Origin of the sequence: Providencia sp. TYF-12, from assembly GCF_041344805.1 — a bacterium.
In the GTDB taxonomy this organism is placed as follows: domain Bacteria; phylum Pseudomonadota; class Gammaproteobacteria; order Enterobacterales; family Enterobacteriaceae; genus Providencia; species Providencia huashanensis.
This window is the reverse complement of sequence record NZ_CP166833.1, coordinates 4,138,291-4,153,237: the sequence shown is the minus strand read 5'-3', so window position 1 is coordinate 4,153,237 and position 14,947 is coordinate 4,138,291. Positions and strand designations below refer to the sequence as shown.

The window sequence follows — 14,947 nt, the reverse complement described above, 5'->3', positions numbered from 1 at the left end:
TATGATTTTGAGATGTTTCTCATTAATTATTATGCGATATAAATATCGTTTTAATTTACTTAACTTCTCTATAATTTAACTTTTTCTTTAACAGCATTTTTTTTCACTAATGAAAACCTGTTTTATGAGTATAAAAAACTTTATTAATAATATTTAGGTTTATTTTGTGTTTTTTTAATGAAAAAACTACGGTTCAATTAGATTTGTTATATCAATTTATCCTATTGCAGTGTATTAATTAGTGTGTTTTTTTTGAATATTATATATATATCACCAGCTTACGGATAAAGTTATTAATTAAACCTGAAATTTGACATAACTAAAATGAGGTATAATAATGGCGACGTATTGATACGTTGCTTAATTATTCATTTTATTAATGGAGTTCGATAAAAGGGAATAATTCTCGGTATCAATTTTTTAATGTTTACTTATCAAACATATTTTAAGAAAAAATTAAAATAATTGGATTAATAATAACTCATTATTTTAATTTGTGTCGTCTTTTTATCTAATGGAAATGTATAAAATGAAATTAAATAAACTTGCTGTAGTATTAGGTTTAGGTATGGCTGTTGTTGCTGGCTCTGCAGCTGCAAACCAAGGTGGCGGCCAAGTCACTTTTAAAGGTTCAATCATTGATGCTCCTTGCTCAATTCCACCAGGTTCTCAAGCATTTGAAGTCCCAATGGGTGCTATCGCAACATCTGCATTAAACGGTGGCGGTAAAAGTATTGCTCGCGATTTCAACATCCAATTAGAGCAGTGCGATATCACGACTCTGAAAACTGTTCAAACTACATTTACTGGTACGCCAAGTGACTCTGTAACTGATGGTTTAGCGATTGCAGGTACTGCGAAAAACGCAGGTATCGTGATCACTGATTTCAACGGTACTAAAATTGCTTTAGGTGCTAAATCTCCATCTCAAGCTTTATTCACTGGTGCAAACACACTGCGCTTCCAAGCGTATTTGCAAGGTGATGCTGATGCAACAAATAAACCAGCTGTACCAGGTGAATTTGACGCAATCGCAACATTTGCTCTGAGCTACCAGTAATTGGTATCGCCCGTACAAGGATGTATGGGCACTAATTTTAATGCGTTGAAATTAGTTATTAAGTTGAAATGGAGTCGCTATGAATCACTTTGGCATCATTGTCATGGTGCTTTCAGGAATGATATTTGCCCCGATAGCGAGTGCGCAAAATCAAAATTCTCGGGCACAAAGTCAGTTCAAAGGAACTGTCACTATGGGTGGTTCAATCATTGAGAGCCCTTGTGCAATTGATGCAGATAGCCGAGATCAATCAGTTAACATAACAACTGTACCGGTTAGCCAGATAATTAACGATAGAGAAAGCCCTGCAAGTAATTTCTCTATACGCCTTATCAATTGTGTTCTAACACCGGCAACTCCTGGAACTCCTAATTGGCAAACTTTCAATATTACATTTGATGGCCCGACAGATGGTCGCAGCTTCGATGTTTTCGGGCATGCAAATGGGTTATCAATAAAAATTTCTGACATGGCTGGAAATATTGCTATACCTGGGAAACCTATGCCTAGCTTACCCATAACTGTGGGTGATTCTATTCTGCATTATAACGTTCGAGTCGTGCCAAATAATAAGCGTTTAAAACCAGGAAACTATCAGACTACTATCCGTTTTAAGATGGATTATTACTGAGTTATTACTAAGGGACTATTATGGCTCTGCTATTTAAAAGTAAAAATAAAGTATTTAATAACTCAGTAAGTTATTTTTTAACGCCTGTTGCTACTATGGTGTTTCTTGCGATTGCTCATATAAATTTAGCTAATGCAAATAATGATAGTATTGAGTTTAATACGGATGTTTTAGACCTTCAGGATAAAAGCAATATTTCCTTAAATGAGTTCTCTCGTGCAGGTTATGTGATGCCAGGGAAATATCCATTTAAAATTAACTTAAATAGTCGCGACTTAGCAGATAGTTTTGATATTGAGTATATTGCAGATCCTAATGATCCGGGCATGACGGAACCTTGTTTAACACCAAATGTTGTTGAGCATATTGCTTTACGCGATGAATGGAAACAGAAGGTTGAATTTTCTAACAATGGCCAATGTTTAATTCCAGAAACGATTCCAGGAATGACAATAAATGGCTCTTTAGCTAAAGAAACTATCACAATTACTGTACCTCAAGCTTATATCGAATTTTCCTCTGAAAATTGGGACCCACCATCACGTTGGGACGAAGGGGTTCCCGCCCTCATTTTTGACTATAACTTGAATGCTAATGTGACAAGACCTGCTGATTCAGCCAATACTCAGTCGGTTACTGGTAATGGTACAACAGGTTTTAACCTTGGTGCTTGGCGTTTTAGAGCGGATTGGCAAGCAAGTTATAATCGGACTAATGGGCAGTCAACCGATCGTAAATGGGATTGGAGTCAATATTATGCCTATCGAGCAGTCAAAGAGCTAAATGCAAAGCTAACGATGGGTGAACAATTTTTACGCTCAGGTTTGTTTGATTCATTCCGTTATCTAGGGGCAAGCTTGATCTCTGATGAGAGAATGCTACCACCAAATCTACGTGGATATGCACCTGAGGTCTCCGGTGTCGCAAGAACCAATGCCAAAGTGGTTGTAACTCAGCAAGGGCGTGTTATTTATGAAACGCAAGTCGCTCCTGGTCCTTTCCGTATTCAAGATTTAAGTGATGCGGTTAGTGGTAAGTTAGATGTTCGCGTTGAAGAGCAAGATGGCTCTGTACAAGAGTTCCAAATGAATACGGCATCAATTCCGTATTTAACACGACCTGGCTCGATACTATTTAAAATCGCTGGTGGTCGTCCTAACAATATGGAACACAAGACTGAGGGGCAAGGATTCGTCATGGGCGAATTCAGTTGGGGGGTCTCTAACGGTTGGTCATTATTTGGTGGTGCACTTGGTGCAGGTGACTATAACGCGTTATCGCTGGGGGTTGGTCGAGATTTACTAGCTTTTGGTGCGATTTCTTTTGATATCACTGAATCACGCGCAAAACTTAAAACTGAAGACAAGATCTACACTGGTGCATCTTATCGTTTAAGTTATTCAAAACGTTTTGAAGAGTATGACAGCCAGGTGACATTCGCAGGATACCGATTCTCTGAACGTGACTTTATGAGTATGAACCAATACCTCGACCGTCGTTATAGAGGCGTGGAGTTCGATAATAGTAAAGAATTGTACACCATTACATTTAATAAGTATTTCACGAATGCAGATCTAACTGCGTATCTGAACTATAACCACGAAACCTATTGGAATAAGCCAGCGGCAAAACGTTATAACGTTTCTATTGCGAAATATTTCAATATTGGTCGTTTTAAAAATATCAATTTAAGTTTAACGGCATTCCGCAACAAATTTGATAATAGAAATAATGACGATGGGCTATACATGAACCTCTCTTTGCCATGGGCAGATAGAGCATCAATTAGCTACAACAATATGATAACGAGAGATGGTAACTCACACACTGTCAGCTATTTCGACTCCGTTGATGATAAGACCAACTATCGTGTTGGTACTGGGCTGAGTAGCCGAGGTCGTGGAACTATTGATGGTTTCTATACGCGTTACGCAGATTTAGCAACAGTGACTGCAAGTACCAGCTATATCAATGGTGATACTTCTTCAGCCGCCTTTTCATTACAAGGTGGTGCAACAGTTACAGGGCATGGTGCCGCACTGCACCGTATTAATACACCCGGCGGTAGCCGTGTGATGGTGAGTACTGAAGGTGTGAAAAATGTGCCTATCCAAGGTTTCGGACCGAACACTGAAACCAATATTTTTGGTAAAGCGGTGGTCGCTGATATCAGTGATTACTACCGTACCAATACACATATTGATGTGACTCAATTGCCTGACAACGTAGAAGCTATTCGAACGTCTCAGCCAATTACGCTGACCGAAGGGGCGGTTGCTTACCGCGAGTTTGAAGTGTTATCAGGTGTTAAAACCATGGTGAGATTGGCATTGGCTGATGGTAGTTACCCGCCATTCGGCGCCACCGTGAGAAATGAGAAGAATAGGGAGCTCGGTATCGTGACGGACAATGGCTCCGTGTATATCTCTGGCATTAACCCAAATGAAGTTTTAGATGTGCATTGGGATGGAAGTACGCAATGCAAAATTCAGGTTCCAGAAAATATTACAACGGCTGAATTTAACTCACTGTTATTACCGTGTACAAGCAGCCCAAGTGTTGAACCTGGGTATATGCCAGCAAAAGCGGTTCCTGTTGGGCAGTCAGCACCAGTTTACAAACCTGCACCGGTTAAACAGGGTGTAGCGCCGAGTCAGCGTTGGTTATTGAAACCACCGGATATTGCTTACAGCACAGATTATACCGAGTAACCCAAGTTGCTTGATTCTATAAATAGTTGGTACATATGAACATTAAGAAAATTGCATTTTTTACTACGACAATCACGTTATCTGCGGTGCTATGTGGGCAGGCTTTGGCCGCGATTGCACTCGATAGAACACGCGTCATTTATAATGGGGCTGAAAAGACCATTAGCTTGAATATTAAGAATGAAAACACAGAGTTACCTTACCTTGCGCAGGGTTGGATTGAAGATGTTAATGGTAACAAAATTGAAAGTCCACTCACGGTTTTACCTCCGGTTCAACGTGTAGAGCCTGGAGAAGGTAGCCAAGTTAAAATTCAAGCTCTTCCTGATATCGCGGCATTGCCACAGGATAGAGAGAGTGTTTATTACTTTAACTTACGTGAAATTCCACCACGTAGTAAAGAAGCTAACGTATTACAAATTGCATTACAGACGCGTATTAAATTGTTTTATCGCCCAAAAGCGTTATACGCCACTCGTACAGATTTAGAGAATCCATGGCAAGAAAAAATTACGTTAACCCGTAAAGGTGATGCCTACGAAGTTACGAATCCAACTGCTTATTTTGTCACAATTGTAGATGCAAGTGCAAAAGTGGGTGGAGATACTGTAAAGCAGTTTGAGCCTGTCATGATTTCACCAAAAAGTAACGGAATGCTTAAAGGTAGCGCAAGTGCCATGGGGGCAAAACCAGTTCTAACTTATATCAACGATTATGGTGGAAGGCCTAAATTGACGTTTGGTTGCGCTGGTACAACTTGCAAAGTTGAATCTTCGACGGACAGATAACGGGGAATAACGTATGAAAAGGACTCTCCTGTTCAGCACTATCTTATTCGGTTTAGTTCCAGTGTTCACTTTTGGAGCAGACAGTTGGGATATTGATGGATTACACGGAACATTGACAGTCAATGGCATGATGACCGAAGCACCTTGTACGATGGATGTGACCAATTCAATGCGTCAAGAAGTGTCTCTAGGGGAGATTCCTTCTTATTCACTCCGTAAACCTGGAGATAGAGCTGAGCCAGTTTCATTCGAATTAGAATTTAGACATTGTATTCGTACCGAAAGCCGAATGAGAGATGTTAGAACTGATACACCGCTTTGGGATGCGATGCAACCAGTGATTTCAGTTTCATTTATTGCGGTATCAGACGAACATTTTCCAGAAATGTTAAGTGTAAAAGGCGTCTCCGGCTTGGCGTTAGAAGTGACAGATGCACAACGAGAAGACATCAGGCTAGGAAGCCGAGGTCGTCCTCAATTTCTCGATGCACCGCAGGGAACTCTTCAATATTTTGTTACACCAGTGAGAACTCCCGAAAAACTGACGGAAGGAAGTTTCAGCGCCGTAATGGACTTTAAGGTGGATTATGAGTGATTTAAATAAGCAGCGGTACCTGCTGGCATCTTGTCTCGCTGGACTATTTTTTACATCGGTTTCTTATGCCGGATTACCCGATTCGCGTATTAGCCCATCGGGAAATACACGGGCGACAATCACGCCGGGTATGATAACTGTACCGATTAAAGGGGTTGTTTTGGCTCCACCGCCTTGCAAAATCAATGGCGGGAATATCATTAAAGTCAATTTTGATGAAATCATGAGTACGCGAATTGACGGTAACGCTTATTCAAAACCTATAAATTACAATATTAATTGTGAGAAAAGACCAACATCACAAATGAAAATGACGTTGGTTGGTGTTCCTGCATCTTTTGATAACGGTGCAATTGAAACAGATCTTCCGGGTTTAGGAATTGCTTTTCGTTATAACGGAAGCAAGCTTCGATTAAACCAAGAAATCAAGTTTGTTTACCCAAATGCGCCTCAGTTTGAAGCCATACCTGTTCGTGATTTATCCACAACATTAACAAAGGGTGGGGTTTTTCATGCAGGCGTCACTATCAAACTTGATTATCAGTGAGGGAAAAATAATGCAAAGAATAATGAAAAGACTTCCTCTGATAATGAGTTTGTTAGTTATACCTAGCAGTGCCGTGATGGCAAATGATGTGGAGTTTACGGGAACCTTACTAATTCCACCGCCTTGCACTGTTTTTGAAGATAAAGTCCACGTTATCGAATACAAAGATATTGGTTTACATAAGATTGATGGTGTCAGATTTACGAAACCTATTAATTACGCTTTGAAGTGTGAAGACAACTTAAAAGGTTGGGACTTAATGCTAACTATCAAAGGGACAGCAACAGATTTTGATAAGTCGGCACTGGAAACTAATTTCCGAGATCTTGGCATGCGTATTACCCAAAATGGTTTAGGTTTTGAAATCAATAAACCATTAAAAATTACCTATGGGCAACCGCCTGTTTTAGAGGTTGTTCCTGTCAAGCGATTGGGAGTTACGTTGCCTGAAGGAGGCTTTACTGCAACAGGGACATTGCTAGCGGAGTACCAATAATGAACAAACTAATTCAATGTGCAGTAGCAGGAGCCTTACTTATTAACTTTAATGCTGCTTTTGCTGTGCCTGATAATTTAAGAGTTATCGGTAATTTAGTAGAAGAACCCTGCACTATTTTACCGGGTGATGAAAACATTCCGATGGATTTTTTTGATACGCCGGAGAAAAACTTTTATGCCTATGGTGAAACCCCGCCTAAAGAGTTTGTGATTAAGTTGTCTGACTGTGACACGACAATAGGCAAATTTGTGGAAGTCACCTTTTCAGGAACGCCTAATCTAGCACTGCCTGGTTTTTTAGCGTTATCAACGAGTAGTGTTGCATCCGGTTTCGCGGTGGGGCTACAAAATTCAGATAAAACACCACTGGCGATTGAACAGAAAGGCTCGAAGCTAACGCTACAAGATGGTACTAACCAGTTGCGGTTCTACGCCTATTTAAAAGGTGAACCGGATGCTATTGCTGATAAGACAATAAAAGTAGGGCCTTACAGTGCCGTGGCAACATTTAAATTAGATTATGAATAATAAGGCTGTGACTAATATGAAAGTTTTGTTATCGCTATTAATTGGTGCAGTCATATTTTCATCTACTGCATCAGCCTCTGTTTTTTCCTATATCACGGAATCAAGACCCGGTAATAGCCCAAGTAATGGGGATGCAGACTATAAGTATGTTATTGCTCGCTGGGACCCTGAATTGCCAACTACGCCTAATCCTTGCTTTGGGTGGCCGACATGCTATCTCACCATAAGCCATAAGCATACAACTGCTGGAACACCGGGGGCGGCAACTGTCGAGTTGGCCGAAATTTCTAAGTATCGATACATGCGTGACATTCAGAATATACCCGGTGTTTTGGCAAGGGCGACAGCTCCAGCAACACAGTGGGCTGTTCATACCGGAGTTAGGCTGCAAAATAACCAAGAGTGCGTGGGGCTGTTTTACCAAGAGCATACTGGGGTTACAAATAAGGGTGGGTTAATTCCCGGCTCATTATGTGGTATTGCGCCTCCACCGATTGGAGCTTGTAAGATCAACAATACGATCCCAGATATCAACTTTGGCCCAATTAGCGAAGCAGAACTTGCTGGCCAATCAAAACAAGTGAACATCAGTGTGACATGTAACTTAGCAATGGATGTTTTGGTGATTGCCACAGGTGTTAACGTGACAAATGGCCGTGTAAATTTACGGGCAGATAATAGCTTATATGCGAATTTGTATTTAGGTGGGAACGATACCCCAGGGGAAAATGGTTACAAAATCCATGTACCTGCTGGTGGAACAAATTCGGTCACCCTGAAAGCAGTATTAGGTACCAATGGCCGAGTTCAAGCCGGTCAATTTGAAGGTGCCGCAGCTCTTATTTTAACTGTGCCTTAATAAATGGTGAAAATATGTATTCAGAAAACGGCAGTGAAAAAATCCATTATATGGTAGGTCAGAGGATCTTAGAAAAACGTAGAGAACTGGGATATACAGGGTTTCAGTTAGCTCAGTTGTTAGGTGTGAGTCAGCAACAAATCTCTCGCTATGAAAGAGGTAAAATTAAGATTGATTTATTTCATTTGTTTAAACTTTCATTTTTAATGAGGACACCCATTGATTGGTTCCTTGAAGATATCAGTTCTCAGCTCACTGAAAATGGTCAATTAGATGATATACAATAATGAGCATTTTAATGCTTGTTAATAGTAAATAGGTTGAAGTTGAGGTTTATGTGGTCTGCTGTAATAGAAATAGTTAAGCAACTACAGTCGAAAATTCAACCTATTGATTTTTATTTAATCATAAAAATCAATTTGTTATTAACTTAAACTTCCTCTGTAATATTTACCCTCGTGGACTTATTCTCTTCTTTTATGTGCAAAAAATATTGAAACAGTCAAATTGATGTTTTTGTGCGTTCTGACAATTTTTTAGTGAATGCAAATGCAAACTAATATCATTTGCGCTTGATTGTGTGTAATATACTTCCCATCTTTAAATCACCGAATTTTATCATCAGTATTTTTATAGACGGATGGAGAAAATCAGATGTTTGCAAAATCATTAGTTTCAGGTATTGCCTTGTTATCTGCTTTAGTATTAGTTGGTTGCGATAACGCTAAAGAAAAGACAGAAACAACTCAGGTTGCAGAACAACAAACTATCACAATTGAACATGCCCAAGGCAAAACTGAAATTCCTCGTCATCCGCAAAAAGTCATGGTGATGAACATGGAAACATTGGACATTATGGATGCACTCGGGGCACCAGTTGCCGGTGTTCCACAAACCAATGTTCATTTCCCAGATTTCCTAACCAAATATAGCGGTTCTGAGTTTGTTAATGGTGGAACCTTATTTGAACCTGCCTATGAAACACTCAGTAATGCGAAACCTGACCTAATCTTAGGCGGTAGCCGTGCACGAGATGCGTATGACAAACTCAGCGGCGTAGCGCCAACTATTTCATTAGATATTGATAACAAAAACTTTATTGGTAGCTTAACTGAGCGTACTAATGAACTTGGTATGCTATTTGGTAAAGAAGAGAAAGCCAAAGAACTGATTGCTAATTTCAAGAATAAGATAGAGGGTATTAAAACTAAAGCACCAACAGCGGGTAAAGCGATGGTGATCTTGGTTAGTGGCGGTAAAATTTCTGCTTATGGTCCAGGTTCACGCTTTGGTTTTATCTTTGATGTGCTAGGTTTTGAACCTGCGTATGTGTTTACAGAAAATACGGGCCGCCATGGTAATATTGTGAATGCGGAATTACTGGTGAAACTAAACCCTGATTGGTTGTTTGTTATCGACCGTGATAGCGCGATTGGTAAAACAGACGCCCAACCTGCTGCTGAAGTATTAGATAACGCTTTAGTGAGAAAAACAGCAGCATGGCAAAAAGGCCAAATTACTTACCTTGACCCAACAGCGGTGTATATTTCAGGCGGAATTCAGACTTATTCTAAGTTAATGGATGACATCAATAACGCGTTAGAGAAGAGCCAAGCAAAATAACCCATGAAAACGCTTTATCTTTTTTGTGGAATTATCGCGTTATTGGTTTTAGCGGTATTAAGCTTGTTTATTGGAGCGGGTGACGTGTCACCCGTTTCGCTTTTCACCGACCCAGAGATGCAAGACATCTTTTTTATTAGCCGAATTCCTCGAACTCTCTCTTTAATTTTAGCGGGCAGTGCAATGAGTGTTGCAGGCCTCATCATGCAGTTACTCACACAAAACCGTTTTGTCGAGCCTTCTTTAGCCGGAACAACACAGTCAGCGAGCTTAGGTCTGTTGGTCGTGATGGTGTTATTTCCTGCTGCAAGTATTATGACCAAAATGGTGGTTGCTAGTGGGTTTGCGTTGATGGGGACGATGCTGTTTATGGTACTTCTACGCAGAATTATTTTAAAATCTGCATTAATTGTGCCGCTTGTCGGGATTATGCTTGGTGCAGTCATTAGTGCATTAACTATTTTTACGGCTTATTACTTTGATTTGTTGCAATCACTAGGCGCATGGATGAGCGGGGACTTCTCTAGCATTATCCAAGGTCGTTATGAATTGCTGTGGCTAGTAGGAATTCTTACGCTAATTGCTTGCTGGATTGCCGATAGTTTTACCGTTGCAGGTATGGGGCGTGAGTTTTCGATTAACGTTGGGTTAAATTATCGCAAAGTAATGACAATTGGCTTATCCATCATCGCATTAATTAGTGGTGTGGTTGTCGTCGTCGTTGGGGCTTTACCTTTCCTTGGCTTAATTATTCCAAATCTTGTCAGCTTAGTGATGGGGGATAACATTCGCAAAACTATCCCGTGGATCTGTATTGCGGGTGGGGGCTTAGTGCTACTGTGCGACATTATTGGGCGCTTAATTCGCTACCCATTTGAAATCCCCGCGAGTGTGATTTTAGGTGTTGTGGGTGCGGTGATTTTCTTATATTTATTGTTGAAGCAGCAACGTTATGCAAAAAGTTAACTCATCAATGGCATTACCCAAAAAAGGTGTAACACCATTGCAAAGAATATGGATATTACTGGCATTGTCGCTGTTATCTATCATTCTTTATATGACGGTAAATCTCGGCAGTAATCTTGCTTATATTTTACCGCACCGCGGGTATATTGTTCTAACCATGGTTGTGGTTGCTTTTGCCGCAGGGGTTTCGACGGTTCTGTTCCAAACCGTTGCAAACAATAAGATACTTACGCCCTCTATCATGGGGTTAGAGGCCTTATTTGTTTTATTACAAACCATTTTTATCTTTTATACAGATAGCTTTCCTGCCTCTTGGCTACTGAATATCGGTAAGTTTTTATTAGAGTCAACATTATTAGTGTTGTTCTCCGTCCTGCTTTATCGCTGGTTATTCGTGTCTGTTAAAATGAATATCAACCTAGTTTTAATGGTGGGTATTATCTTAGGGACTTTATTTCGTAGCGTGGCTACCTTGCTACAACGTTTGATGGACCCTAATGAATTCTCTATTTTACAGAGCCGTATGTTTGCAACCTTTACTAAAGGGACGCCGGAGCTGATTTTATTCACATTACTGATTACAGTCGTGGTGGGTATCTTACTATGGCGGATGCGCTATTGTTTTGATGTTATTGCATTAGGGCAAGCTAATGCGGTGAACCTTGGTATTAATTATCGTCAGCAAGTAACGGTTATTTTATTGCTAATCTCAATATTAGTTGCAGTTTCGACCGCACTGGTTGGGCCCCTGACCTTTTTAGGGTTAATGGTAGCAAACTTAGCTTACTTGGTGAGTGGTAGCAGCCAACATCGTTATTTACTTCCTGTTTCGTTTTTACTTGGGGTAATAGCGCTGATTGGTGGGCAATTAATCCTAGAGTATGGCCTTAATATGGCAGGGACATTATCGGTTGTTATCGAGTTTGTCGGTGGGATATTCTTTATTTATATGGTGTTAAGAAGGTTTTAGTATGATTGAAATTAGTCAGATATCGAAAAGTTATCAGGGTACTAAAGTCTTAGATGACGTGACAACATCAATTAAAAATAGCGGCATTACCTCAATTATCGGCCCTAATGGCGCGGGTAAATCAACACTATTATCGATTATTGGGCGCTTATTGGTGCCAGACGATGGTGGCTATGTCAAAGTCAATGAGTTAGACGTATCGACAACGCCAAGTGATCAGCTAGCTAAATGTTTGTCAGTACTGCGCCAAGAAAATCAATTTGCCAGTCGGTTAACTGTTGAAGAGTTAGTTGGCTTTGGGCGCTATCCTTACACTAAAGGTCGTTTAAATATTGAGGATAAAAAGAAAATTGATGAGTCACTCTCTTTTCTTAATTTATCGAATTTACGCCATCGTTATTTAGATGAGTTATCGGGGGGCCAGCGCCAACGGGCTTATGTGGCAATGGTTTTATGTCAGGATACTGAATATGTTTTACTTGATGAGCCTTTAAATAACCTCGATATGAAACATGCGGTAATTATGATGAAGTTGCTGCGCAAAGCGGCTGATGAGCTGGGGAAAACTATTATTTTAGTTATCCACGATATTAACTTCGCTTCGGTATATTCTGACTATATTGTTGCCTTAAGAGACGGAAAACTGTCTTATCATGGTAAGCCTGAGGATATTATGAAATCAGATATTATTGAGGATATTTTTGATACCCCAGTGGATATAAAGCGAGTTGATGATCAGTTCATTGCGCTGTACTACTAAATATTCGTCCTCATTTAGGCGGTAGTGGTTTAGCTACTCGGGTCACATACTGACCCGAGATATCGCCGCTTTCCGCCTTGCTACAAGCTCAATTGGTTACAATATTCGCAGTGAAAGTTACTGTGGTGTGATTTCAATATCTTCATCAGTCGCTAATAAGTCCAAAGACTGTAATACTTCTAAGCGTTTAATCCCATCAGCATTTACTACCAAACGCGCCAGCTCATTGTAAGTTTTCTTGTTAATGGTGACGCGGCGGCAGAGATAAATATGGTAAACCTTTTCACCAATAATAGCGGGTTCATCTTCATTAACGGTTAATTCTTCATAGCTAATATCAATGTATTTCAAAAAGTCAGAAATATTAAAGCGGGTGATATCAGCAATAGAAGACTGGTTTTTCTCAAAAACAGAATGGCGGTTATGGAGTAATACGTCCTTTCGATAATATAGAATATCTTCCATACGCTGTACATTGACCAAATTCACCCAGTGAGATTGCTGGCGCATTTCACGAATATCTGGCGATAGCATGTTTTCGCTGATAAACCGAAAGGATTCCTTACATACCCCAACAGGGGCTTTAACGCCTTCGCGATAAATACGTAATTGCCTGTCAGGTATCCATTTTTGGAAGAGCCGGTACAATTGCTCCCTACCGATTTCTTTTAGCCTATCTTTAAAAATATAACCGATGACCATAGCCAAAAATAAGTTTGCACTTAATGCACCGTATTTGCCCTGCCAAAGAAAGGCAATTAGCGTGGCAAAAATCATCGAAATAGCCGCAGCAATACCATAAATAGAATGCAACAGTAGCGGTAAACCGCGCTTATGGCGGATTTCTAAGTAGAGATAGCGATTAATATATTTTTTTAATAGGTTGCGTCGGTAGGTAACCAATTCAGCATCTGTTTCGTCACTGGGAAAGCAATCAGGGTAGTGCTTCTTCAAGTAACGCATTTCTTGATACCAAAAATGGTGTATTTCTTCACGTATCGGTATTTGTTTATCAGCCAATAAACCACGTAAGTAATTGATTGTGTAATAAGTCATAAACTCATCGCAATAGGAAAATGCATTGGAGTGAATGGCTTCTTCTATATGAGCTGCAAGCGGTAACAAGGCACGGTAAGCGTTTAGGCATTTCCCAATATCAGCAACTAGCTCGGTTAGATATTCGGGAGTTTGTCGCTGCGGGTTTTTGCTGACCATTTTGATATTGAGACGCACGGTTTTCTTGATGGTGAGCGCATAGCGTTTTAGTTTATTTTCATACTCATCTAGCGATGGGGGATTCAGCGGGTCACATTGTTCTAACCAGCGCTTTAAATCGTTTAGCTCCCCGTTTTCATCTGGTGAGGCAGACAGTTTAATCGCAGGAGGGCTGAGGCGAATATAATTTTTGAGGCTACGTTGAAGGTTTGACGGTGTGTATAAGTCAGGGTTAACTTGCAATGAAGAAGGCAGAAAGAAAAATGTTTCAACTTGGTAGCGGATCTCTTTAGATTTGCGTGGAAATAAAACTTTTTGTTTTATTTCAAATTGCTTTTTCCCGTGGATCTTAAGAGACTCTCTGATCATATTGCGCCTTTATAAGTAACTTTTTATATTTTTTATTTTTCTATCAATCAGTGAAGCATAACATGGTTTGTCAAAACCCTAAAATAGCGGAAATTACGATGACAATCTGTGAAAGATAGTGAAAAAGTATGATGAAAGGAAAGGGGAAGGAACAAGAAAATATAACGAGGCATAAATAAGTTATGCCCCATTATCGTGTTGTTACTCGTTAGAATAACTTATTTTTTTGCAGCTGGACGAACTGCGGTAACTTCAATTTCAACTCTCCAAGCTGGGTTTGCTAGCTTAGCGACTTGGAAAGTAGAACGAGCTGGCAGATTAGTAATTTTCTCAGACTCATAGAACTTGTTATAACCCGCCATGAAACCAGCGAAGTCCATAGTGCCTTGAGTTTCTTCACCACCAACTAAGAATACTTGCATTTTAACAACATCATTCATTGTCAAACCCATGTCAGCTAGGTTTGCTTGAATTTGTTTTAGCACGTTGATTGTCTGTGCTTCGGTATTACCATAAGACTCTAAAACGCCTTCTTTAGCATCTGCAGAGATTTTTGAAGGGACTTTTCCGCTTAGGAAAATAAGGCTATTGCCCGCGCTGATTTCTACTGATTCAGAGATAGGAAATCCTTTCACTGGAACGCGTTTAACATCTTCAGCTGCATTTGCACTCGCTACACCTAAAATTAACGGTAGAGAAAGCAATAAAGTTTTATAGCGCATGTAAACTCCTTAACATTATCAAAGTAAAAAGGATCTGTTAGTGTTATTTAAAACTAAATTTAAGTTTAGCTTAATTCCATTGACTCGCAGATCCCAGTAAAAAAA

General features: G+C 39.9%; 16 protein-coding genes. 14 read left to right on the top strand and 2 right to left on the bottom strand.

Features of this window, described 5'->3' with window-relative positions; genetic code table 11:
* Positions 1-529 precede the first annotated feature (529 nt).
* The 14 genes from ABE954_RS19455 (at position 530) to ABE954_RS19390 (ending at position 12,536) form a co-directional block, all read left to right on the top strand.
* Positions 530-1,060: a fimbrial protein gene (locus ABE954_RS19455; protein WP_166686580.1), complete on the top strand. Its 531-nt coding sequence runs from the start codon at positions 530-532 to the stop codon at positions 1,058-1,060.
* A gap of 79 nt (positions 1,061-1,139) precedes the next feature.
* A complete protein-coding gene (locus ABE954_RS19450) occupies positions 1,140-1,691 on the top strand; it encodes a fimbrial protein (protein ID WP_166686581.1) in 552 nt (183 codons plus the stop codon).
* Between the two features lie 20 nt (positions 1,692-1,711).
* The gene (locus ABE954_RS19445; protein WP_166686582.1) at positions 1,712-4,402 is read left to right on the top strand and encodes an outer membrane usher protein; all 2,691 of its coding nucleotides are present in this window, start codon (positions 1,712-1,714) and stop codon (positions 4,400-4,402) included.
* Positions 4,403-4,437: 35 nt separating this feature from the next.
* Positions 4,438-5,190: a fimbria/pilus periplasmic chaperone gene (locus ABE954_RS19440; RefSeq protein ID WP_166686583.1), complete on the top strand. Its 753-nt coding sequence runs from the start codon at positions 4,438-4,440 to the stop codon at positions 5,188-5,190.
* Between the two features lie 13 nt (positions 5,191-5,203).
* A complete protein-coding gene (locus ABE954_RS19435; RefSeq protein WP_166686584.1) occupies positions 5,204-5,785 on the top strand; it encodes a fimbrial protein in 582 nt (193 codons plus the stop codon).
* Positions 5,778-6,332, top strand: a complete 555-nt coding sequence (locus tag ABE954_RS19430) for a fimbrial protein (RefSeq protein WP_042845557.1) — start codon at positions 5,778-5,780, stop codon at positions 6,330-6,332. The genes ABE954_RS19435 and ABE954_RS19430 overlap by 8 nt, the downstream gene beginning before the upstream one ends.
* Positions 6,333-6,342: 10 nt before the next feature.
* Positions 6,343-6,828, top strand: a complete 486-nt coding sequence (locus tag ABE954_RS19425) for a fimbrial protein (RefSeq protein WP_042845556.1) — start codon at positions 6,343-6,345, stop codon at positions 6,826-6,828.
* Positions 6,828-7,358, top strand: coding sequence for a fimbrial protein (locus tag ABE954_RS19420; RefSeq protein WP_042845555.1), 531 nt, complete (start codon positions 6,828-6,830; stop codon positions 7,356-7,358). Before ABE954_RS19425 ends, ABE954_RS19420 begins: the two co-directional genes overlap by 1 nt.
* A 16-nt stretch (positions 7,359-7,374) precedes the next feature.
* On the top strand, positions 7,375-8,217 hold the full coding sequence (locus ABE954_RS19415) for an adhesin (protein WP_166686585.1): 843 nt from the start codon (positions 7,375-7,377) through the stop codon (positions 8,215-8,217).
* Between the two features lie 14 nt (positions 8,218-8,231).
* On the top strand, positions 8,232-8,504 hold the full coding sequence (locus tag ABE954_RS19410) for a helix-turn-helix domain-containing protein (RefSeq protein ID WP_042845554.1): 273 nt from the start codon (positions 8,232-8,234) through the stop codon (positions 8,502-8,504).
* Positions 8,505-8,871: 367 nt separating this feature from the next.
* Positions 8,872-9,840 carry a siderophore ABC transporter substrate-binding protein gene (locus tag ABE954_RS19405; protein WP_166686586.1) on the top strand — a complete coding sequence of 323 codons (969 nt, stop codon included), beginning with the start codon at positions 8,872-8,874 and terminating at the stop codon, positions 9,838-9,840.
* Positions 9,841-9,843: 3 nt separating this feature from the next.
* The gene (locus ABE954_RS19400; RefSeq protein WP_042845551.1) at positions 9,844-10,806 is read left to right on the top strand and encodes an ABC transporter permease; all 963 of its coding nucleotides are present in this window, start codon (positions 9,844-9,846) and stop codon (positions 10,804-10,806) included.
* Positions 10,793-11,776: an iron chelate uptake ABC transporter family permease subunit gene (locus ABE954_RS19395; RefSeq protein WP_042845549.1), complete on the top strand. Its 984-nt coding sequence runs from the start codon at positions 10,793-10,795 to the stop codon at positions 11,774-11,776. Before ABE954_RS19400 ends, ABE954_RS19395 begins: the two co-directional genes overlap by 14 nt.
* Position 11,777: 1 nt before the next feature.
* Positions 11,778-12,536, top strand: a complete 759-nt coding sequence (locus ABE954_RS19390) for an ABC transporter ATP-binding protein (protein WP_042845548.1) — start codon at positions 11,778-11,780, stop codon at positions 12,534-12,536.
* Between the two features lie 117 nt (positions 12,537-12,653).
* Here the strand turns inward: ABE954_RS19390 and ABE954_RS19385 are convergent, their stop codons facing one another.
* Together ABE954_RS19385 and ABE954_RS19380 are read right to left on the bottom strand one after the other, a co-directional pair.
* The gene (locus tag ABE954_RS19385) at positions 12,654-14,120 is read right to left on the bottom strand and encodes a hypothetical protein (RefSeq protein WP_042845546.1); all 1,467 of its coding nucleotides are present in this window, start codon (positions 14,118-14,120) and stop codon (positions 12,654-12,656) included.
* Between the two features lie 218 nt (positions 14,121-14,338).
* A complete protein-coding gene (locus ABE954_RS19380; RefSeq protein WP_042845544.1) occupies positions 14,339-14,842 on the bottom strand; it encodes a RidA family protein in 504 nt (167 codons plus the stop codon).
* Between the last annotated feature and the right edge of the window lie 105 nt (positions 14,843-14,947).

Bases quoted from the DNA above. Each gene is read 5' to 3' on its own strand.
- ABE954_RS19410 (WP_042845554.1), top strand. From the start codon at position 8,232: ATGTATTCAGAAAACGGCAGTGAAAAAATCCATTATATGGTAGGTCAG.
- ABE954_RS19430 (WP_042845557.1), top strand. From the start codon at position 5,778: ATGAGTGATTTAAATAAGCAGCGGTACCTGCTGGCATCTTGTCTCGCT.
- ABE954_RS19425 (WP_042845556.1), top strand. From the start codon at position 6,343: ATGCAAAGAATAATGAAAAGACTTCCTCTGATAATGAGTTTGTTAGTT.
- ABE954_RS19445 (WP_166686582.1), top strand. From the start codon at position 1,712: ATGGCTCTGCTATTTAAAAGTAAAAATAAAGTATTTAATAACTCAGTA.
- ABE954_RS19405 (WP_166686586.1), top strand. From the start codon at position 8,872: ATGTTTGCAAAATCATTAGTTTCAGGTATTGCCTTGTTATCTGCTTTA.
- ABE954_RS19390 (WP_042845548.1), top strand. From the start codon at position 11,778: ATGATTGAAATTAGTCAGATATCGAAAAGTTATCAGGGTACTAAAGTC.
- ABE954_RS19455 (WP_166686580.1), top strand. From the start codon at position 530: ATGAAATTAAATAAACTTGCTGTAGTATTAGGTTTAGGTATGGCTGTT.
- ABE954_RS19420 (WP_042845555.1), top strand. From the start codon at position 6,828: ATGAACAAACTAATTCAATGTGCAGTAGCAGGAGCCTTACTTATTAAC.
- ABE954_RS19440 (WP_166686583.1), top strand. From the start codon at position 4,438: ATGAACATTAAGAAAATTGCATTTTTTACTACGACAATCACGTTATCT.
- ABE954_RS19380 (WP_042845544.1), bottom strand. From the start codon at position 14,842: ATGCGCTATAAAACTTTATTGCTTTCTCTACCGTTAATTTTAGGTGTA.
- ABE954_RS19395 (WP_042845549.1), top strand. From the start codon at position 10,793: ATGCAAAAAGTTAACTCATCAATGGCATTACCCAAAAAAGGTGTAACA.
- ABE954_RS19400 (WP_042845551.1), top strand. From the start codon at position 9,844: ATGAAAACGCTTTATCTTTTTTGTGGAATTATCGCGTTATTGGTTTTA.
- ABE954_RS19450 (WP_166686581.1), top strand. From the start codon at position 1,140: ATGAATCACTTTGGCATCATTGTCATGGTGCTTTCAGGAATGATATTT.
- ABE954_RS19385 (WP_042845546.1), bottom strand. From the start codon at position 14,120: ATGATCAGAGAGTCTCTTAAGATCCACGGGAAAAAGCAATTTGAAATA.
- ABE954_RS19435 (WP_166686584.1), top strand. From the start codon at position 5,204: ATGAAAAGGACTCTCCTGTTCAGCACTATCTTATTCGGTTTAGTTCCA.
- ABE954_RS19415 (WP_166686585.1), top strand. From the start codon at position 7,375: ATGAAAGTTTTGTTATCGCTATTAATTGGTGCAGTCATATTTTCATCT.